At 72.6% G+C, this 19,747-nt stretch carries 18 protein-coding genes and 1 riboswitch; of the genes, 11 read left to right on the top strand and 7 right to left on the bottom strand.

Annotated elements, in window-relative coordinates:
* Positions 1–47 precede the first annotated feature (47 nt).
* The gene (gene serS, locus AC0QR5_RS12640) at positions 48–1,334 is read right to left on the bottom strand and encodes a serine--tRNA ligase (RefSeq protein ID WP_329861918.1); all 1,287 of its coding nucleotides are present in this window, start codon (positions 1,332–1,334) and stop codon (positions 48–50) included.
* Positions 1,335–1,373: 39 nt separating this feature from the next.
* On the opposite strand from serS, the gene AC0QR5_RS12635 reads away from it, so the two are divergent.
* Positions 1,374–2,429: a diacylglycerol/lipid kinase family protein gene (locus AC0QR5_RS12635; protein WP_329861919.1), complete on the top strand. Its 1,056-nt coding sequence runs from the start codon at positions 1,374–1,376 to the stop codon at positions 2,427–2,429.
* On the opposite strand, the gene pheA is transcribed toward AC0QR5_RS12635, so the two are convergent.
* Both pheA and AC0QR5_RS12625 read right to left on the bottom strand, forming a co-directional pair.
* Positions 2,426–3,391: a prephenate dehydratase gene (gene pheA, locus AC0QR5_RS12630; protein WP_329861920.1), complete on the bottom strand. Its 966-nt coding sequence runs from the start codon at positions 3,389–3,391 to the stop codon at positions 2,426–2,428. The two genes, AC0QR5_RS12635 and pheA, sit on opposite strands and share 4 nt — an antisense overlap.
* The gene (locus AC0QR5_RS12625; protein ID WP_329861921.1) at positions 3,388–3,714 is read right to left on the bottom strand and encodes a rhodanese-like domain-containing protein; all 327 of its coding nucleotides are present in this window, start codon (positions 3,712–3,714) and stop codon (positions 3,388–3,390) included. The genes pheA and AC0QR5_RS12625 overlap by 4 nt, the downstream gene beginning before the upstream one ends.
* Positions 3,715–3,795: 81 nt before the next feature.
* Between AC0QR5_RS12625 and AC0QR5_RS12620 the strand changes: the two genes are divergently transcribed.
* From AC0QR5_RS12620 to AC0QR5_RS12610, 3 genes are read left to right on the top strand one after another with little or no spacing between them, the layout of a single operon-like run.
* Positions 3,796–5,850 carry an ABC1 kinase family protein gene (locus AC0QR5_RS12620; RefSeq protein WP_329861922.1) on the top strand — a complete coding sequence of 685 codons (2,055 nt, stop codon included), beginning with the start codon at positions 3,796–3,798 and terminating at the stop codon, positions 5,848–5,850.
* 3 nt (positions 5,851–5,853) lie between these two features.
* Positions 5,854–7,293, top strand: coding sequence for an amidase (locus AC0QR5_RS12615; RefSeq protein ID WP_329861923.1), 1,440 nt, complete (start codon positions 5,854–5,856; stop codon positions 7,291–7,293).
* Positions 7,294–7,345: 52 nt separating this feature from the next.
* A complete protein-coding gene (locus AC0QR5_RS12610; RefSeq protein ID WP_430633715.1) occupies positions 7,346–8,803 on the top strand; it encodes a peptide MFS transporter in 1,458 nt (485 codons plus the stop codon).
* 138 nt (positions 8,804–8,941) lie between these two features.
* Here the strand turns inward: AC0QR5_RS12610 and AC0QR5_RS12605 are convergent, their stop codons facing one another.
* On the bottom strand, positions 8,942–9,409 hold the full coding sequence (locus AC0QR5_RS12605) for a DUF4190 domain-containing protein (protein ID WP_329861925.1): 468 nt from the start codon (positions 9,407–9,409) through the stop codon (positions 8,942–8,944).
* Between the two features lie 55 nt (positions 9,410–9,464).
* Here AC0QR5_RS12605 and pgm point away from each other — a divergent pair, with 55 nt between their 5' ends.
* On the top strand, positions 9,465–11,177 hold the full coding sequence (pgm, locus tag AC0QR5_RS12600; RefSeq protein ID WP_475372472.1) for a phosphoglucomutase (alpha-D-glucose-1,6-bisphosphate-dependent): 1,713 nt from the start codon (positions 9,465–9,467) through the stop codon (positions 11,175–11,177).
* A gap of 119 nt (positions 11,178–11,296) precedes the next feature.
* Here pgm and AC0QR5_RS12595 read toward each other — a convergent pair whose 3' ends face one another.
* The 3 genes from AC0QR5_RS12595 to AC0QR5_RS12585 all read right to left on the bottom strand — a co-directional run bounded on the left by AC0QR5_RS12595 (position 11,297) and on the right by AC0QR5_RS12585 (position 13,998).
* Positions 11,297–11,851, bottom strand: a complete 555-nt coding sequence (locus tag AC0QR5_RS12595) for an NAD(P)H-dependent oxidoreductase (RefSeq protein WP_329861927.1) — start codon at positions 11,849–11,851, stop codon at positions 11,297–11,299.
* A 152-nt stretch (positions 11,852–12,003) separates the two neighbouring features.
* Positions 12,004–13,491 carry an aldehyde dehydrogenase family protein gene (locus tag AC0QR5_RS12590; protein WP_329861928.1) on the bottom strand — a complete coding sequence of 496 codons (1,488 nt, stop codon included), beginning with the start codon at positions 13,489–13,491 and terminating at the stop codon, positions 12,004–12,006.
* 69 nt (positions 13,492–13,560) lie between these two features.
* Positions 13,561–13,998, bottom strand: a complete 438-nt coding sequence (locus AC0QR5_RS12585) for a hypothetical protein (protein WP_329861929.1) — start codon at positions 13,996–13,998, stop codon at positions 13,561–13,563.
* Positions 13,999–14,188: 190 nt separating this feature from the next.
* Between AC0QR5_RS12585 and AC0QR5_RS12580 the strand changes: the two genes are divergently transcribed.
* The 6 genes from AC0QR5_RS12580 to AC0QR5_RS12555 all read left to right on the top strand — a co-directional run bounded on the left by AC0QR5_RS12580 (position 14,189) and on the right by AC0QR5_RS12555 (position 19,742).
* Positions 14,189–14,977, top strand: coding sequence for an Abi family protein (locus AC0QR5_RS12580; RefSeq protein ID WP_329861930.1), 789 nt, complete (start codon positions 14,189–14,191; stop codon positions 14,975–14,977).
* The gene (locus AC0QR5_RS12575) at positions 14,978–15,100 is read left to right on the top strand and encodes a hypothetical protein (RefSeq protein WP_329861931.1); all 123 of its coding nucleotides are present in this window, start codon (positions 14,978–14,980) and stop codon (positions 15,098–15,100) included.
* A gap of 7 nt (positions 15,101–15,107) precedes the next feature.
* Positions 15,108–15,203: riboswitch (TPP riboswitch) on the top strand.
* Positions 15,195–16,016: a hydroxyethylthiazole kinase gene (gene thiM / locus AC0QR5_RS12570; RefSeq protein WP_329861932.1), complete on the top strand. Its 822-nt coding sequence runs from the start codon at positions 15,195–15,197 to the stop codon at positions 16,014–16,016. Its footprint overlaps the riboswitch before it by 9 nt.
* Complete coding sequence (gene thiE, locus AC0QR5_RS12565) at positions 16,013–16,717, top strand: thiamine phosphate synthase (protein ID WP_329861933.1); 705 nt, start codon at positions 16,013–16,015, stop codon at positions 16,715–16,717. Before thiM ends, thiE begins: the two co-directional genes overlap by 4 nt.
* Complete coding sequence (locus tag AC0QR5_RS12560; protein WP_329861934.1) at positions 16,714–18,303, top strand: PfkB family carbohydrate kinase; 1,590 nt, start codon at positions 16,714–16,716, stop codon at positions 18,301–18,303. Before thiE ends, AC0QR5_RS12560 begins: the two co-directional genes overlap by 4 nt.
* A 62-nt stretch (positions 18,304–18,365) precedes the next feature.
* On the top strand, positions 18,366–19,742 hold the full coding sequence (locus tag AC0QR5_RS12555; RefSeq protein ID WP_329861935.1) for a uracil-xanthine permease family protein: 1,377 nt from the start codon (positions 18,366–18,368) through the stop codon (positions 19,740–19,742).
* The last annotated feature ends 5 nt before the right edge of the window (positions 19,743–19,747 follow it).

The following is a 19,747-nucleotide window of genomic DNA, read 5'->3' as shown; positions in this document are numbered from 1 at the left end:
TTCAGCCACAGTGTGGGTGTTTACGCGGACGACGCCGGTCGTCCACCTCAGAGGACGGGCAGGACCTCGAGCCCGCCCAGGTAGGGGCGCAGCGCGGCCGGCACGTTCACGGAGCCGTCCGGGTTCTGGTGGTGCTCGAGGATGGCCACGATCCAGCGCGTGGTGGCGAGGGTGCCGTTGAGCGTCGCGACGGGGCGGGTGCGCCCGGGCTTGCCCTCCGCGTCGACGGTGCGCTCGCGGATGTTGAGCCGCCGGGCCTGGAAGGTGGTGCAGTTGGAGGTGGAGGTCAGCTCGCGGTAGGCGTCCTGGGTGGGGACCCAGGCCTCGCAGTCGAACTTCCGGGCGGCGCTCATGCCGAGGTCGCCGGCGGCGGTGTCGATGACGCGGTAGGGCAGCTCCACCTTGGCGAGCATCTCCTCCTCCCAGGCCAGGAGCCGGGCGTGTTCGGCGGCGGCGTCCTCGACGGAGCAGTAGACGAACATCTCCAGCTTGTTGAACTGGTGGACGCGGATGATCCCGCGGGTGTCCTTGCCGGCGGATCCGGCCTCGCGGCGGTAGCAGGAGGACCAGCCGGCGTAGCGGGTGGGCCCCTCGGCCAGGTCGATGATCTCGTTGGCGTGGTAGCCGGCGAGCGCGACCTCGGAGGTCCCCACGAGGTAGAGGTCGTCGCGCTCGAGGCGGTAGATCTCGTCGTCGTGCTCGACGTCGAATCCGGTGCCCTGCATGGTCTCGGGCCGGACCAGGGTGGGCGTGATGACGGGGATGAATCCGTTGGCGACGGCCTGGTCCAGGGCCATGTTCATGAGGGCGATCTCGAGCCGCGCGCCGACGCCCTTGAGGAAGTAGAAGCGGGATCCGGAGACCTTGGCGCCGCGCTCCATGTCGATCGCGCCGAGCAGTTCGCCGAGCTCGAGGTGGTCCCGCGCCTCGAACCCCTCGGCGGCGAAGTCGCGGGGGGTTCCCACGGTCTTGACGACGGTGAAGTCCTCCTCGCCGCCGGCGGGCGCCCCGTCCTGGACGAGGTTCGGGAACGCACGTTGCAACGCGGTCAGCTCCTCCTGGGCGGCCTGCGAGGACGCCTCGGCCTCCTTGACCCGGCGCGCGAGCTCCTTCACCTCGGCCAGGAGCGCCTGCTTCTCCTCGCCCTTGGCCTGGGCGACCCTCTTGCCGAAGGCGTTCTGCTCGGCGCGGAGGGTCTCGAAGGCCGTGATCGACTCGCGGCGGGAGGCGTCGGCGGCGACGATCCGGTCCACGAGGGACTCGTCGCCTCCGCGGAAGCGCTGCGAGGCGCGGAAGAGGTCGGGCTGTTCCACGAGTTCTTTGACGTCGATCACCAGTACAGGTTACCGAATGGCGGCTAGTCTGGTTCCACCATGCCCCTTGAGATCCTCGCCCTCGTCCTCGTCGCCGCCGCGCTCGTGATCGCGCTGGTCAGCCTCTGGTCCGTGCGCAAGCTGAAGTCCCGGATCGCCCACATCGAGGACGCGCCCGTCGTCGCCCGCTCCCTGACGGAGCAGCACAAGGTGGGCGTGGTCCTGAATCCTTCGAAGAACGACGCCGAACGGGCCCTCGCGCTGCTCCGTTCCGTCTGCGCGGACTCGGGTCTGGAGGAGCCGCTCGTCTTCGAGACCACGGTGGAGGACCCGGGCCACGCGATGGCGGTGGACGCGCTCGCGGCGGGGTGCACGCTCGTGGTCGCCGCGGGCGGGGACGGCACGGTCCGCGAGGTGGCGGAGGTCCTGGCCGGGAAGGACGCCGTGATGGGCCTGCTCCCGCTGGGGACGGGGAACCTCCTGGCCCGTAACCTGGACTTCGACGTGGAGGACCTGCCGGCCGCGGTGGCGACCGCCCTGGGCGGCGCGCCGCGGGACATCGACGCGGTGGCGATCACGCTCGAGGGCGCGGACGGTTCCCTCGAGGAGCACGTCTTCCTCGTGATCGCGGGCATCGGATTCGACGCGGACATCATGAACGACACCAACGCGGAGCTCAAGGCCAAGGTGGGCCACATGGCCTACGCTGAGGCGGCGATGCGCCACCTGCCGGGCCAGCGCAGCACGGTCCAGATCTCGCTGGACGGCGGCCCGCTGCAGTCCCGGAAGGTGCGTTCGGTGATGATCGCCAATTGCGGCAAGCTGCAGGGCGGGGTGGAGCTCGTCCCGGATGCGCGGGTCGACGACGGCCTGCTGGACGTCGTGGTGATGAGCCCCCGCTCGGTGGCGGGCTGGCTGTGGATCGCGGCGAAGACCGCCCTGCGCAGCCGGCGGCGGATCCCCATCGTCGACTACTACCAGGCCCGCGCGGTCCGGATCGTCCTCCCGGAGCCCATCGGCTCGCAGTTGGACGGCGACACGACCGGCGAGGTCGTGGCCCTGCAGGCGCAGGTCCGCCCGAAGGCCCTGCGCATCCGCGTTCCGCAGCCCGCCTAGCTTCCCCCGCGCAGCCCGCGGACCCAGGCGTGGGCCTGGGCGAAGGCCTCGTCGGTGTTGTGCCGGGCCACGGACGGCCGGGACACTTCGCTCTGCTCGGCGGACGGGTAGGAGCCGAGGAAGCGGATGGCGGGGCTGATCCGGTGCAGGCCGGCGAGCGCGTCCGCCATGCGGGCCTCGTCGACGTGGCCGTGGGCGTCGACGGAGAAGAAGTAGTCGCCCATCTTCTGCCCCGTGGGGCGCGATTCGATCCGGCTGAGGTTCACGCCGCGGGCGGCGAACTGCTCCAGGATCTCCATGAGCGCGCCCGGGTGGTCCTCCGGCAGCGGGATCACCACGGTGGTCTTGTCGCTCCCCGTCGCGGGCGGCAGGGAGCCCGGGCGGCCGACGAGGACGAACCGCGTCACGGCCCCGGCGTTGTCCTCGATCCCGGACCGCAGCACGGCCAAGGGGTTCTCCTCGGCGACCAGCGGCGAGCAGATCGAGGCGTCGTAGGCGGCGTCCGGTTCGAGGAGGGACAGCGCCCCGGCGGCCGTGGAGGACGCGGGAACGAACTCGGCCCGCGGGATGTTCTCCTCCGCCCAGCCGCGGCATTGCGCCCAGGCGTGGCCGTGCGTGGCGACGGTGCGGATCTGCCCGAGCTCGGTGATGCCGTCGCGGACGACGAGCACGAACGTGATGGGGACGAGGACCTCGGCGACGATCTGCAGGGCACCGCCCGTCGCGATCGCGTCCAGCGTCGCGGAGACCCCGCCCTCGACGGAGTTCTCGATGGGCACCATCGCCGCCGTGACCCCGCCGGAGCGGACCTTTTCCAATGCCGAGTTCACGGACGTCGAGGGGACGCGCTCGGCGTCGGCCGCCCCGGGGATCCGCAGCAGCGCGGCCTCGGTGAACGTCCCGGCCGGTCCGAGGTAGGTGTAGACGGCCGCCGCGTCGTCGGAACCGCTGGATGGACTCATCGGACGTTCGGTTCCAGGCCGTTCTCGCTGGCCATCGGCAGTCCCTGCTCGAACCACTCGCCGCTGCCCCCGGCGACGTTGAACGCCGCATAGCCCTGTCCGGTCAGGTAGGCCGCGACCTGCGCGCTGCGCCCGCCGGTGCGGCAGATGACGTAGGTGTCCTCGTCCGGGTCGAGTTCCTCGAGCCGCTCCGGGATCTCGTTCATGGGAATGTGGACGGCGCCGGCGACGTGGCCCTCGTTCCACTCGTAGTCCTCGCGCACGTCGAGGACCTTGGCCCCCGCGGGAACCTCCGTGACCTGGACGGTTTCGAACTCGCTCATGATGATCCTTCTGGTTGATGGCGCCCGAACCACCCCAGCCTATAGTGGGAATCGCACCCCCTCCCAAGATGAAGGACCGCGATGGACCCCTCTGCCGGCCTCCAGGCGCTGAGCGGCGTCGGCGTCGTCCTGGGCGCGGTCCTGGCCGCCGGGTTCCTGCTGCTGCAGGCCTGGATCGTCGCCGCGATCGCCCGCCGCGTCCTGGGCGTCCCGGTCGGCTGGCCCCGCTCGATCCTCGTGGGCCTGGCCATGTCCACGGTGCTCAGCTGGGCGGTGCAGTACCTCTGGGTCGCGGCGGACATCGGCGACGCGACGGGCCTCAACGTCTCCCCCGTGGTCGCGGTGATGTTCGGCCTCCTCGCCCTGCTGTGGATCTTCGCGCTCGGCGTCGCCGTCCTCATGGTCCTGGAGATCGCCGTGCCCACGGGCACCGTCCCCAGCCCGCTGGCCCTGTTCACGGGCTGGAAGACCCGCCGCCAGCGCACCGGCCGCTACCTGCAAGTCATGCGCATCGCCGTCCGCCACGGCCTCCTGGCCCAGGTCCGCGGACTGGACCGCCGCCACCGCCCGGCCGCCGAGCACGCCACGGCCCGCGAGCTCCGCGCCGCCCTCGAGGAGGCGGGCGTGACGTTCGTGAAGCTCGGCCAGATGCTCTCCACGCGCCACGACCTGCTCCCGGCCCCGTTCATCCGCGAGCTGTCCCGGCTGCAGACCAACGCCCAGCCGGAACCGTGGCCGTCGACGCTCGCCGCGATCGAATCCAGCCTGGGCCGTCCGGCCGGCGAGGCCTTCGCCGCGCTCGAGGAGGAACCGCTCGCCTCCGCCTCGGTGGCGCAGGTCCACCGCGCCGTGCTGCACGGCGGTGAACGCGTCGTCGTGAAGGTCCAGCGGCGCTCGGCGGTCGCCCAGGTCACGCGCGACGCCGGGATCATCCTCCAGCTCGCGGGCTGGCTCGAGCGCTCGGCGCCGTGGGCGCGCCAGCTGGGCGTCGCCCGCCTGGCGGAGGGCTTCGTGGACTCCCTCCACGAGGAGCTCGACTACCTTGTCGAGGCCGAGAACATGCGGGCCGTGCAGCGTTCGCTCTCCGGCTACGAGATCACCGTCCCGGACCTGCACGAGCAGTGGTGCAGCCGCCGGCTGCTGGTCATGGACGAACTGCGCGGAACGCCCGTCGGGAACGCCGCGGAAGCGCTCGGGGCCCTGGGGCCGGACGCGCGGGCGGGTCTCGGCTCCGAGCTGCTGCGCGCCACCCTGCACCAGATCGCCTCCGACGGCGTCTTCCACGCCGACCTGCACCCGGGCAACATCCTCCTGCTCGACTCCGGCACGCTGGCCCTGCTGGACTTCGGCTCGGTGGGCCGGCTGGACCCCTTGAGCCAGCAGGCGCTCGGCCTGCTCCTGCTCGCGATCGACAAGAACGACAACCAGCTCGCCACCGACGCGCTCCTGGACCTCCTGGACCGCCCCGCGGACTTCGACGCCCGCGGCTTCGAGCGCTCGCTGGGCCAGCTCATGGTCCGCTACCGCAACGGCTTCGCGGGCCGCGGCGGCTCCGAGCTCTTCACCTCCCTCTTCGCCCTCGTGATCCAGCACGGCTTCACGGTCCCGCAGCAGATCGCCGCCGCGTTCCGCGCCCTCGCCGCGCTCGAGGGCACGCTCGCGCTCATCGACCCGGCGCTCGACGTCGTCCAGGCCGCCCGCGAGGAGGGACGCCGGATCGCCGGCGCCGCGATCGGCCCCGGCGGATGGAAGGAGGCCCTCGAGACGCGCGCCCTGCACCTGCTGCCCGCGCTGTCCACCCTGCCGCGCCGCGTCTCGAAGATCACCGAGGACCTCGAGGAGGGCCGGCTCTCCGTCAACGTCCGCGTTCTCGCACATGCGGCGGACCGCGGCTTCCTGAACCGCCTGGTCCAGCAGGTCGTCGTGGCGATCCTCGCGGGGGCCGCGACGCTCGGGGCGATCGTCCTGATCGCCACCGAGACCGGGCCGTTCCTAACCGAGAACATCCGCACCCACGCGTTCTTCGGCTACCTCCTGCTCTTCATGGGCTTCATCCTGGCCCTGCGGGCCGTGGTCCTGGTCTTCCAGCGGGACCGCTACGACGCGTCCGATCCGGACAGAAGGGCCGGGGGCTGAACCATGGACCTCGCATCGACCACCGCGCTGCGGCTGCGCGACGCGCTCGCGGACGGGACCGTCTCCGCGCGCGAGGCGGCCGAGCATTACCTGCGCCGGATCGAGGAGCTGAACCCTCGCCTGCGCAGCTTCGTCACGGTCACCGCCGACGCCGCGCTCGAGGAGGCGGGGCGCGCCGACCAGGCGTGGGCCGCGGCCCGGAACGCCCCGGGCGGCCGCGCGAACCCGGAACCGCTGCCCCCGCTGCACGGGATGCCCGTGGCCTACAAGGACCTCTGGGAGGTCGCGGGGGTCCCCACGACGTTCGGCTCGGCGGCCGTCCCCGCGCAGACGGCGGAGGCCGACCACGCGGTGCCGGCGCGGCTGCGGGCGGCGGGCGCCGTGAGCCTGGGCAAGACGCAGATCCCGGAGTTCGGCCTCAACGCGTACTCGGAGAACCGGATCGCGCCGCCGGCCCGGAACCCGCTGGACCCGGAGCTGACCCCGGGAGGGTCCTCCGGCGGGACGGCGGCGGCCGTCGCGGCGGGCATGCTGCCCTTCTCCCCGGGGAACGACGGCGGCGGGTCCATCCGCATCCCGGCGGCGGCGTGCGGGCTCGTGGGCCTCAAGCCGGGCTTCGGGACGGTCCCCGCGGACCTGGTCAACGGCACCGAGGACCAGTGGGGCGCGCCGCGGCTCGCCGTGTCCGGTCCGATCGCCCGCAACGCCGCCGACGTGGCCCTGCTCCTGGACGCCCTCGTCGGGGATCCAGGAGGGGACGACGCCGGGGCCGCGCCCGGCGTCGGACGCCATCTCGCCGCCGCGCTGCGCGCGGATCCGGGCGGCGGGCGCCCCCTGCGCATCGGGTTGAGCACGCGCTCCCCGTTCGACCCCTACTACCCGACCGCTCTGGACGCGGACGCCGGGGAGGCGCTGCGCCGCGGCGTCGTGCTCCTGGAACGCGCGGGGCACCACGTCGAGGACGCGGACCTGCGCTACGACAACCGCTACGCTCCGGCCTTCCAGACCATCTGGACCGCGGGGCTCGCGGAGGCGCCCATCCCCACGGCCGGGGAGCCCTACCTGACCCGGCTCGCGCGGGACTTCCGGGACCGCGCGGCGCGCACGCCCGCGCCGCAGAAGGAATCGGCGGCGCGGATCCTGCGCAAGATCGCCGAGGACTGCCGCGCCCAGTGGGGCCGGTACGACGCCGTGTTGACGCCGGCCCTGGCGCACCTGCCGCCGCCGATCGGCTACTTCACGGCCCACGGCGCGGACGACGACTACCGGCTGCAGTGCCTCTTCACGCCGTTCACGTCCATGGTCAACGTCTCCGGGCTCCCGGCCGCCGTCCTGCCCACGCACACCACCGCCGGCGGGCTCTCGATGGGCGTGCAGCTCATCGGCCGGGCCGGCTCTGAGGCGTTCCTGCTGGGCCTGCTCGCCCAGCTCGAGGGCGTGTGATCCGCCGCACAGAAGTGGGCATTGCGCCGGTCCGCGGCGGAAAATCGGGTAAATGACCACTTCAACCTCTCCCCGCGCGGGGTCCGAAGCCACGTTCTTCGGGCACCCGCGGATGCTGTTCAACCTCTTCAGCGTCGAACTGTGGGAACGCTTCTCCTTCTACGGGATGCAGGGCATCCTCGCGTACTACATGTACTACTCCGTCACCGACGGCGGGCTCGGCATGGACCAGGGCCTGGCCCTGAGCCTCGTCGGCGCGTACGGCGGCGGGGTGTACCTGAGCACCATCTTCGGCGCCTGGGTGGCGGACCGCCTGCTCGGCTCGGAGCGCGTGCTCTTCTACACCGCGCTGATCGTCATGGCGGGGCACATCGCCCTGGCGGTGCTGCCGGGCGGGCTCGGCCTCGCGGTCGGCCTCCTGCTCGTGGCCGTCGGCTCCGGCGGCGTCAAGGCGACCGCCACCTCGCTCGTCGGCTCGCTGTACTCGCCGCAGGACACGCGCCGCGACGCCGGCTTCTCCATCTTCTACATGGGCGTGAACATCGGCGCGCTGATCGGACCGCTGCTGACGGGCCTGCTCATGGTCGAACACGGCTTCCACTTCGGCTTCGGGCTCGCCGCGATCGGCATGGCCGTGGGCCTGGCCGTCTACGCGGCCGGGCGCAAGAAGCTTCCGGAGTCCACCCACCACGTCGCGAACCCGCTGCCGCGCGAACAGGGCCTGCGCTACGGCCTCGTGTTCCTCGCCGCGCTGGCCGTCGTCGTGGCGCTGCTCGCCACGGGCGTCGTGAACCCGGACAACCTCGCCAACACGATCGCCATGACGGTCATCGCCGCGTCGGTCGCGTACTTCGTGGTGATCCTGTCCTCGAAGAAGGTCACGGGGACGGAACGGCGCCGCGTGGGCGCGTTCATCCCGCTCTACATCGCCTCGGCCGCGTTCTGGGCGCTGTTCCAGCAGCAGTTCACGTTCATCGCCGTGTACGCGGAGCAGCGCCTCGACCGCAGCCTGTTCGGCTGGGAGATGCCGCCGAGCTGGGTCCAGTCCATCAACCCCGTGTTCATCATCGTCTTCGCGGCCGTCTTCGCCGCGCTGTGGACGAGGATGGGCGAGCGCCAGCCGTCGACCCCGCTGAAGTTCGGGGCCGCCCTCGTGGTCATCGGGATCGCCTACCTCGCGTTCATCCCGCTCGAGTCGCTGTCCATGACGCCGCTGCTCGCGCTCGTGGGCATCCTGCTGCTGTGCACGTGGGCGGAGCTGCTGCTGAGCCCGATCGGCCTGTCCGTGGCGACCAAGCTGGCCCCGGTCGCGTTCACGACGCAGATGATCGCGCTCTTCTACCTCTCCGTCTCCCTCGGCACGACGCTCGCGGGCATCCTGGCCGGCTTCTACACGGAGGGCAACGAGGTCCCGTACTTCGTGGCCCTCGGCGGCACCTCGATCGCCCTGGGCGTCGCCCTCGCGTTCGCCACGCCGGCGATCAAGCGGCTCATGTCCGGGGTCAAGTAGCCCGGCCGGTCCCGGACCGGCGGTACGACGGCGGACGGCGCCCTTCCGCGCAGAGGGGCGCCGTCCGCCGTCGTTTCAGCGGGCCCATACCGTCGGGGGCCGCGCCCCCGGATGCGCGGCCGGGGGCGGCCCTGCGGGCTACGGCACGTAGCTGGCGAAGAGGGCGGCCGCCAAGAAGCCGAAGAGGAGCCCGAGGCCGAGCACGAGGTAGCCCATGACCAGGCCGGCGATCGCCATGCCGCGCCCGGAGGGCTCCCTGCGCAGCGCGATGTGGCCCGTGACGATCGCCGCGATCTGCGGAGCGAAGAGCGTCCCGAAGGAGATCAGCCCGACGATCCCGCAGACGAGCGAGATGATGCTGAGGGTCTTCGGCTCGGCGGGCGCGTAGCCGAAGGCCGGTTGCGGTGCCGCAGAGGGCGGGGCCTGGTCGGCGTAGGGGTTGCGCGGTGCCTGCCCGCCCGGCCCCGGGTACTGTCCGCCGGACGCCCACCCCGGCGCCGGCGGCACCGCCCGGCCGTCCTGCCCGGGCTGCTGCTGCCCGCCCACGGGGGTCGACCACGAGGGGTGCTGGGGGTCGTTGAACGGCCGGTCCTGGTCGTTGGCCATCGGTGGCGGGTCCTTCGGGGTCGGTGGCTTCTCCTCCCCATTCTAGGCCGGAGAAATGTTCAGGCACCGTCCACTTTTGGCTACGGCTTTCTGCCAAGCTGTAGCCATGGCCGAGAACCGCGCGGGCACGCGAGCCCTTCCCCAGGACCTGATCGACGTCGACGCCGTGAGGGGCGCGTACTTCGACGTGAAACCCGACCCTTCCGATCCGGACCAACGCGTGGCGTTCGGGACGTCCGGGCACCGCGGCAAGTCGGTGAACGGCTCCTTCAACGAGGACCACATCGCCGCGATCACGCAGGCGATCGTCGAGTACCGGGCGGGGCAGGGCATCACGGGCCCGCTCTTCCTCGGCAAGGACACCCATGCCCTCTCCGATCCGGCCCAGGACACCGCCCTGGAGGTCCTGGCCGCGAACGGCGTGCGGGTCCTCGTCGACGCGCGCACCGGCTGGACGCCGACCCCCGCGCTGTCCCACGCGATCCTCGTCCACAACCGCGCCCTGTCCGGGACGGGCAACGCCGGCCGGGCGGACGGGATCGTCGTGACCCCGAGCCACAACCCGCCGAGCGACGGCGGCTTCAAGTACAACCCGCCGCACGGCGGGCCCGCGGACTCCGACGCGACCGGGTGGATCGCCGGGCGCGCCAACGAGCTGCTCGAGGCGGGGCTGCAGGGCGTGCGGCGCATCCCGCTGGTCCAGGCCCGCCTGTCCGGCACGATCGGCAGCTACGACTACCTCGCCGCGTACGTCGACGACCTGCCGTCGGTGGTGAACCTGGACGCGATCCGCTCGGCGGGCGTGCGCATCGGCGCGGACCCCATGGGCGGGGCCTCGGTGGACTACTGGGGGGCGATCGGCGAACGCCATGGCCTGGATCTGACGGTGGTGAACCCGGAGGTCGATCCGCGCTGGGCGTTCATGACGCTGGACTGGGACGGGAAGATCCGCATGGACTGCTCCTCCCCCGCCGCCATGGCCGGCCTGATCTCCGCGGTACGGGACGGCGGGGCGGCGTACGACATCGCGACGGGGAACGACGCCGACGCGGACCGGCACGGGATCGTCACCCCCGACGCGGGGCTGATGAACCCGAACCACTTCCTGGCGGTGGCGATCGACTACCTCTACCGGAACCGGCCGCTGTGGCCGTCCGGCGCCGGGGTGGGCAAGACCCTGGTCTCCTCCTCGATGATCGACCGCGTCGCCGCGTCGCTCGGACGCGAGCTCGTGGAGGTCCCGGTGGGCTTCAAGTGGTTCGTGCCAGGGCTGCTGGACGGCAGCGGCGTCTTCGGCGGCGAGGAGTCCGCGGGGGCCAGCTTCGTGCGCTTCGACGGCACCCCGTGGACCACGGACAAGGACGGGATCCTGCTGGCGCTGCTGGCCAGCGAGATCCAGGTCGTCACCGGCCGGTCCCCGAGCGCCCGCTACGAAGAGCTGACCACGCAGTTCGGCTCGCCCGCGTACGCGCGGATCGACGCCGCGGCGAACCGGGCGCAGAAGGCGGCCCTGGGCAGGCTGTCCGCCGCGGACGTGCCGGCGACCGAGCTCGCGGGCGAATCGATCACGGCCAAGCTCACCGAGGCGCCGGGCAACGGCGCGGCGATCGGGGGCCTGAAGGTCACGACCGAGAGCGCCTGGTTCGCAGCCCGCCCGTCCGGGACGGAGGACGTCTACAAGATCTACGCCGAGTCCTTCAAGGGCGCCGAGCACCTGGCGCTGGTCCAGGCGGAGGCCAAGGCGCTCGTCGACTCCGTCATCGGCTGAGCGGCGCCGGACCGGCAGGGCCTGACCGTACGACGCCGGAGCCGGGCTTCCGCTGCCTGCGGAAGCCGGGCTCCGGCGTCGTACTGGGTCTGGAACCGGGCGGGGCGCCCGGGGCGGCCCTAGTTGCTCTCGGCGGCGGCGCGCAGGCCCTCGAGGACCTGGGCGACCTGACCGGCGACCTCGGAATCGTCCTTCGGGTGCAGCTCGGCGAAGCGGACCACGGAGTTCGGGATGGAGAGCTTGACGTCCTCGAGCACCTTGGCGCCGGCGATGCCGACGGCCTTGCGGGCCTCGTCCTGGGCCCACACGCCGCCGAACTGGCCGAACGCGGTGCCGATCACGGCCGCCGGCTTGTCCTTCACGGCGCCGGCGCCGAAGGGGCGGGACAGCCAGTCGATGGCGTTCTTCAGCACGGCCGGCATGGTGCCGTTGTATTCCGGGGAGACCAGGAGCAGGGCGTCGGCCCCGGCCGCGGCGGCGCGCAGCTCGGCGACGCCTTCCGGAAGCGCGCCCTCGACGTCGACGTCCTCGTTGTAGAAGGGGAGCTTCTCCAGGCCGGAGTACACGTTGACGTCGACGCCCTCGGGGGCGTGCTCGGCCGTGGCCTCGGCGAGCTTGACGTTGGTGGAGCCGTTGCGGAGGGACCCGACGAGGGTGAGGACGGTGGTTGCCATGGTGGTCTCCTGGGGAGTCGGTGGACCAGTCCGCAGACTGGTTGATTTTTCAAGGGATTCAACCGCGCGGCCCTCCGCACTGTTCCCGGACCGGGGGTGACCCTTGCCACATGGACGGTGGCTCCGCCCGGTGGGAAATGCCGGCCCCGACGCTACAGGAGGTCCCGGAGGAGCTTTGACTTGGCCCAGCCATGCGGCGGGTAGACGGCCTTGAGCGTGTCCACCATGGCCGTCTTGGAGAGCACGGGGCGCTGCTGGCTGAACGTTTCGAAGCCGTAGCGGCCGCGGTAGTTGCCCATCCCCGAGGCGCCCGCGCCGCCGAACGGCAACCCCAGGACGCCGGCGTGCAGGTTGCAGACGTTGAGCCCGATCGCCCCCGCCCGCACCTGGTCCTCGAAGGCCGTCTGCAGGCGCGGCTTCTCGCTGAACAGGTAGGCCGCCAGCGGCGTGGGGCGGGAATTGACGAACCGCACCGCCGCGTCGAAGGAGTCCACGCGGAGGATCGGCAGGATCGGGCCGAAGATCTCCTCCTGCATCACGGGCGCGTCCGCGGGGACCCCGGTCAGGAGGGTGGGCTCGATGTAGCGTTCGATCGGGTCCACGGTGCCGCCGGTCACGGTGGTTCCGGGGTCGGCGTGGGCGTCGTCGAGGAAGCGGTTGAGGCGGCGGAACGCGGCGTCGTTGACGATCCGCCCGTAGTCGGAGCTCTTGGCCGGGTTGCGCCCGTAGAAGGACGTCACGGCCTTCGCCAGCTGCTTCTCGAGGGCGTCCGCGGCGGGGCCGACGGCGAGGACGTAGTCCGGCGCGATGCAGGTCTGGCCGGCGTTCATGAACTTGCCGAAGGCGATCCGTCGCGCGATCGCGGGCACGTTGCCGTCGACGACGACGGCGGGGCTCTTGCCGCCGAGCTCGAGCGTCACGGGGGTGAGGTGCTCGGCGGCGGCCCGGGCGACGATCTTCCCGACGCGTTCCCCGCCGGTGTAGAAGATGTGGTCCCACGGCTCGGCGAGCAGGGCCTGGCTGGCCTCGGCACCGCCCTCGACGACGGCGACGGCCCGCGGGTCCAGGAACAACGGGATGAGGCGGGCCATCAGCGCGGACGTTGCGGGGGCCTGCTCGGAGGGCTTGAGGACCACGCAGTTGCCGGCGGCGAGCGCGGCGACCATTGGGCAGAGCAGCAGCTGCAGCGGGTAGTTCCACGGTCCCAGGATCAGCACGAGGCCCTTGGGCTGGGGCTCCACCTTGGCGGTGGCGGGCTGCATGGACAGCGGGGCGCGGACGTGGCGGGCCGCCATCCACTCGGTGAGGTAGAGCTGGGCGTGGTCGATCTCGCTGCGCAGCAGGTCCAGCTCGGTCAGCTTCGCCTCGATCGCGGGCTTGCCGAGGTCCTCGGCGAGCGCGGCGAGGATGTCCTCCTCGTGCGCCTCGAGCATCCGCTCGAGGCTGCGCAGCTGCGCGGCGCGGTGGCGGCGCGTGTGCATCAGGCGGGAGTGGCTGGAGTCGCGCAGCCGGGCGACGGTCTCGGCGACGCCGGGGACGTGCGGGGCGCCCGCCTCGGCGCCCCGTCCGGCGTCGTCCTGCTCCTGGTCCGGCGCGACGTCGGCCGGAGGGCGCGGCTTGCCGCGAGAGAAAAGTCCCATGCCCCGACCTTAGCGCCTCGGGTTACCCCGCGGTACGGCCGCCGGCCGCATGACGGGCGGCATGCCGGGCTACGGCTGGCTGCCCCAGAAGACGTCGCCGCCCGTGCAGTCGCGGGGCCGTTCGCCGTCCAGGGGCATGATGCCGCCGCCGAGGGAGATGAGGTCGCCGAGGCCGAGCTGCTTCTTCCCGGGGACCTGCACCACGCCGGCCTCCAGGGTGGTCCCGTGCGGGAACACCACCAGCACGGGGCCCGAGCCGTCGCGGGGGGCGACGACGGCACACCCGCCCTCGTCGACCGCGAGGTTGCCCTGCAGGAGCGCGTCCATGTGCGCGTCCGGCTCCTCGGCCAGGGCCAGGAGCTTCATCCCGGAGTCCTCCAGCAGCACCGTGCCACTGGGCGCGGCCGCGGCGCCTCCGCCACCGTCCCCCGAACAGCCGGCCAACGCCAGCCCCAACAACGCCGCCCCGGCGATCATGCGCCGGCGGTCCCCCCACGATGCCTTCATGCCCCCATCCCAGCATCCCGGCGCCGGGGCGGCAAGAGCGGCTGGATTCCGCCGACGATCGAGTTCGCTCTCGGCCAGATGCCCGCCATTCACTCCGATCGTTCCAGGGGGAGTGCGTGGTATGGTTTCCTCATCATGATCAGCCCGCTCGCCTCACGGCTCGGGCTGATTTTCTTTAACCGGAGGACCATTGGCTGAGTACACCAAGCAGTGGCTTTCGGTCGAGGACCAGGTCGCAAAACTTGCCTCTCGCGGTGTCGGGATCCCTGAGGGCAGCAGCGGTGCGCAACTGCCGCGCCAGGTCGGATACTACCGGCTGACCGGCTACCTCTATCCGTTCCGCGCTTCGGAGACGTATGTGGACGATGACGGCCGTGCACGGGTGAGGGTCCTGAACCACTACCGGCCCGGCACATCCATCGGGGACGCCGCGGCGCTCATCGACTTCGAACGGCGGCTGCGGATGCTGATCCTGGAGGGGATCGAGAGGATTGAGGTCTCGCTCCGCATGCAGATCGGGTACGTGCTGGGCCGCCGCTCCGCCTTCGCCCATCTCGAGCCCGGCACGTTCGTCGCGGCCTTCACGGACCCCCAGATGGACCCGGAAACCGGAGCATCGCTGCCGAGCCGGCACGAGCAATGGACCACCCGGATCGCGAGCCTGAACTACGTGAGAAACGTAGCGGCCCACCACGCGCGGATCTTCAACCGCAAGCTGGTCACCGCTCCGAAGCGGCCCGGCAAAGGGCAAGTTCCCCTCCTGGACCACCTCAGGGATGAGGAGTCCTCCAAGCAGGTCTTTGGCCTGTACAACGTCCTGGCCGTGATGGCCTACCTGCTCCGTACGATCGATCCGAACAGCGCCTGGGCCGGCCGCGTCGTCGAACTCATTGGCTCGTTCCCTCGAGTCGGATACGTGACCCCTCGATCCATCGGAGTGCCCGATGACTGGACGAGTCTGGGCCTCTGGCAGCCCTAGATGATCGAGTCCGAATGGCTCCGGCACGCCCGGCAGCACTTGCCGGACCTGTTCCCGAACCTGCTGCACCAGGACCGCCACCTGCTCGGGCCCGGGCTGGCTCCCCCGCTGCCCGCCGGGTAGGCTCGCCAGCAGTGACTCGGGGTGTCCGCCGCGCGGACTGAGAACACACCCGTACACACCTGATCTAGTTCGTACTAGCGGAGGGATGTCGCTCATGGACCACCGTGCGCCCACGCATCTTCAGCAAGACGCCGGCGCGCCCGGCACCGTCCTGGAGCGCCTGCGCTCCGCCACCCCCCTGGTGCAGTGCCTGACCAACGCCGTGGTCACCAACTTCACCGCCAACGTCCTGCTCGCCGCCGGCGCCGCGCCCGCCATGGTCGACGTGCCCGGCGAGGCCGGCGACTTCGCGCGGATCGCCTCCGCCGTCCTGGTGAACCTCGGCACCCCGCACCGGGAGCAGCGCGAGGCCATGATGGAGGCCGCCCGCGCCGCCCACGAGTACGGCACGCCGTGGGTCCTGGACCCCGTCGCCGTCGGCCCCCTCGCCCTGCGCACCGACTTCGCCCACTTGCTCCTGGAGCTGAACCCCGCGGTGATCCGCGGCAACGCCTCGGAGATCATGGCCCTGGCCGGCAGCGGGGCCGGCGGTCGCGGCGTCGACTCCACGGACGCCGTCGAAGCCGCCCTGCCCGCCGCCCGCGCGCTCAGCGAACGCACGGGCGCCGTCGTCGCCGTCTCCGGCCCCGTCGACCTGGTCACGGGACCGGGCGGGACGCTGCACGTCCACGGCGGCAGCGAGCTGCTCACCCGCGTCACCGGGGGCGGCTGCGCCCTCGGCGCGCTCGTCGCCGCCTGCGTCGCCTCCCACGGCGACCCGCTCCAGGCCACCGCGGCAGCGCACGCCTGGTACTCGGCCGCGGCGGAGGACGCCGCGGCGACGGCGGGCGGCCCGGGGACGTTCGCCCCCGCCTTCCTCGACGCGCTGGCGGGAACGACGCCGGAGCGGCTCGCCTCCGCGGGAGCCGTGCGATGAGCGCCGCGCAGAACGCCGTGTTCCACCACGGCTCCTTCCGCCTGGGCACCTACCTCGTCGCCGACTCGGCCAGCACGGCCGGGCGCCCGCTGCCGGAGGTCGTCGCCGCGGCCGTCGCCGGCGGCGTGGACATGGTCCAGCTGCGCTGCAAGGACGTCCCCGCCCGGGACTTCTTGGCCCTGGTCCTCGCCACGGCCCGGCACACCGCCGGGCGAGCGGCCCTGATCGTCAACGACCGGGTGGACGTCTTCCTCGCCGCGCGGGACGCCGGAGCCGTCGTCGACGGCATGCACATCGGCCAATCGGACCTGCCCGCCGACGCCGTGCGCCGCCTGATCGGGCCCGCCGCGATCCTGGGCCTCAGCGCGTCGCGGACCGCCCAGTTCGAGGCCGTCGCCGCCCTGCCGGAGGGGACCGTGAGCTACCTGGGCACGGGGGCCGTCCGCCCCACGCCCACCAAGAAGGACCACCCGGAACCGCTCGGCTTCGAGGGCCTGGCCGCGCTCACGGCCCGGGCCCCGCTGCCGTGCGTCGCGATCGGCGGGCTGGCCCACGGCGACGCCGCGGCCGTCCACGCCGCCGGGGCCGCCGGGATGGCGATCGTCCGGGCGGTGTGCGCCGCCGGGGATCCGGAGGCCGCGGCCCGTTCCCTGGCCGCCGAGTGGGCGGCCGTCACCCACCCCGGGGAGGCAAGCGCATGAGCGTCCCCAACATCCTCTCCGTCGCCGGCTCCGACCCGTCCGGCGGCGCCGGCATCCAGGCCGACCTGAAGTCGATCGCCGCGTGCGGCGGCTACGGCATGGCCGCCGTCACCGCGCTCACCGCGCAGAACACGCGCGGCGTCACCGGCGTCCACGTCCCGCCCGCCGCGTTCCTCGCCGAGCAGCTCGCCTCGGTCTCCTCCGACGTCCGGATCGACGCCGTGAAGATCGGCATGCTCGCCTCCGCGGAGCTCATCGACACCGTCGCCGCCTGGCTGCGCGCCCTGCGCGGGGGCGCCCCCGGGGACGACGCCGGAGCCCCCGTCGCCAGGGACGGCACCGAAGCCGCGGGTCCGGGCGGGCGGCGGGGCACCGGCGTCGTCCTGGATCCGGTGATGGTCGCCACGAGCGGCGACCGGCTGCTCGACGCCGACGCGGAGGCGGCGCTGCACGCCCTGCTGCCGCTCGCCGACGTCGTCACCCCCAACGTGCCCGAGCTCGCCGTCCTCACGGGCAGCGCCCCCGCCCCCACGTGGGACGAGGTCCTGGACCAGGCGCAACGGCTCGCCGCGCGGCACGGCGTCCTGGTGCTCGCCAAGGGCGGTCACCTCGCCGCGGACGGGCGCTGCCGCGACGCGCTCGTGGGCGCCGACGGGGTCCTGCTGGAGCTCGACGGCGTGCGCGTCGACACCGCCAACACGCACGGCACCGGGTGCTCGCTCTCCTCCGCCCTCGCCACGCTCTTCGCCCGCACCGGGTCCTGGACCGACGCCCTGCGGCTGGCCAAGCCGTGGCTCGAGGGGGCCCTGCGCGGGGCGGACCGGCTCGACGTCGGCGGCGGGCACGGGCCCGTGGACCACCTCGGCGCCCTCTGGGCCGGGCAGCGGCCCCCGTCCACGGACGCGCTCCTGTCCACGTGGTGGGACGGGATCGCCGGCCTGCGCGCGGGCATCGACCGGCTCGCGTTCATCCGCGGGCTCAAGGACGGGACGCTGGACCGCACCGACTTCGAGCACTACCTGGCCCAGGACGCCCTGTACCTGCGCACCTACGCGCAGGTCCTCTCCCGGGCCTCCGAACTCGCCCCGAACCCCCGGGAGCAGCGCTTCTGGGCCGCGGGAGCGCACGCGTGCCTCGAGGAGGAGCTGGTCCTGCACCGCACGCGGCTCGGCGGCGCGGAGCTGCCCGCGCCCACCGCGACGACGGCCGCCTACCTGAACCACCTCACCGCCTCCGGGCGCGGCTACCCCGAGCTCGTCGCCGCGATCCTGCCCTGCTACTGGCTCTACCAGGACGTGGGCTCGCGCCTCGCGGGGGCCGCGCACCCGGACCACCCCTACGGAGACTGGCTCGCGACCTATTCCTCCCCGGAGTTCGACGCGGCCACGCGGGACGCGATCGCGATCGTCGAGCTCACTGCTGCCCGGGCCCGCCCGGACGAGCTCGCCGCGATGCGGTACGCGTTCGACGAATCCTCGCGGCACGAGCTGCTCTTCTTCGCCCAGACGACGGCGGACGGGGACCCCGGCGGGGCCGGGGCCGCCTTCGCCGACACGTCACGGGCGGTGCGGGCCGGCGCCGAGTAGGATGCCGTGGGGGCGCGGCCGCACGGCGCCGCGCCCTGCCCGCACCGAACCGGAAGAGCCCCATGAGCAGCACGACGCCCGGCCAGCCCGCCCCCACCCCCCGCACCGACGCGCCGCCGCGGCACCCGCTCGGCCTCGGCTGGACGCTCCACGGCGACGGGCGCACCATCCGCCCCGGCACGGTCGTGGCGCCCGACGAGCGGCTCGGCTGGTTCCAGACCGCCGGAATCGGCGTGCAGCACGTCATGGCGATGTTCGGCGCCACCGTGCTCGTGCCGACCATCACCGGGTTCCCGGTCACCACGACCCTGCTGTTCTCCGGCATCGGCACCCTGCTCTTCCTGGTGGTCACCGCCGGGCGCGTGCCGAGCTACCTCGGCTCCTCCTTCGCGTTCATCGCCCCCGTCACGGCCTCCATGAGCGCGCACGGCATGGCCGGGGCGCTCGGCGGGATCGTGGTGGCCGGCGCGGCGCTGTTCCTCGTGGGCCTCGTGGTCCAAAGGGCCGGCACGGGGTGGATCCACGCCTTCATGCCCCCCGTCGTCATGGGCACGATCGTGGCGCTCATCGGCCTGAACCTGGCCTCCACGACCTTCCCCGCGATGAAGGAGTTCACGCTCACCACGTTCACGACCGTCGCGGCGATCGTCGTCTCCGCCGTGCTCTTCCGCGGCCTGCTGGGGCGCCTGTCCATCCTGCTCGGCATCGTCGTCGGCTACCTCGTGGCCCTCGCCCAGGGCCAGGTGGACTTCTCGAAGGTCGGCGACGCGTCCTGGCTGGGCCTGCCGCCGTTCGCCCTGCCCGCGTTCCACCTGGACGTGATGGTCCTGTTCCTGCCCGTGGTGTTCGTCCTGGTCGCCGAGAACATCGGCCACGTCAAGACCGTGGGCCTGATGACCCGGCGCAACCTGGACGGCGTCAACGGCCGCGCCCTGATGGCCGACGGCGCCGCGACCGTCCTGGCCGGCGTCGGCGGCGGCTCCGGCACCACGACCTATGCGGAGAACATCGGGGTCATGGCCTCCTCCCGCGTCTACTCCACCGCCGCCTACTGGGTCGCCGGGACCGTGGCCATCCTGGTGTCCTTCCTGCCGCAGTTCGGCGCCGTCATCAACACCATCCCGCAGGGCGTCAGCGGCGGCGCGGGGATCGTCCTGTACGGCATGATCGGCATCATCGGCGCCCGCCTGTGGGTGCAGAACCAGGTCAACTTCTCCAACCCCATCAACCTCATGACCGCCGGCACCGGACTGATCATCGCGATCGCCATGGGCAGCGAGTCCCTCGAGGTCGGCGGCATGAAGTTCGGCGGGATCGCGCTCGGCACCGCCGCCACGCTGCTCGTCTTCCACGCCATGACCGCGATCGCCCGCGTCCGCGGCACGGAGCCCACCGACGCCCCGGAGGACACGGGCACCGAGCCCAGCAAGCTCGGCTGAGCCCG

The organism is Arthrobacter sp. J156 (genome assembly GCF_056172865.1).
This window is presented reverse-complemented; position numbering and strand designations above follow the sequence as displayed.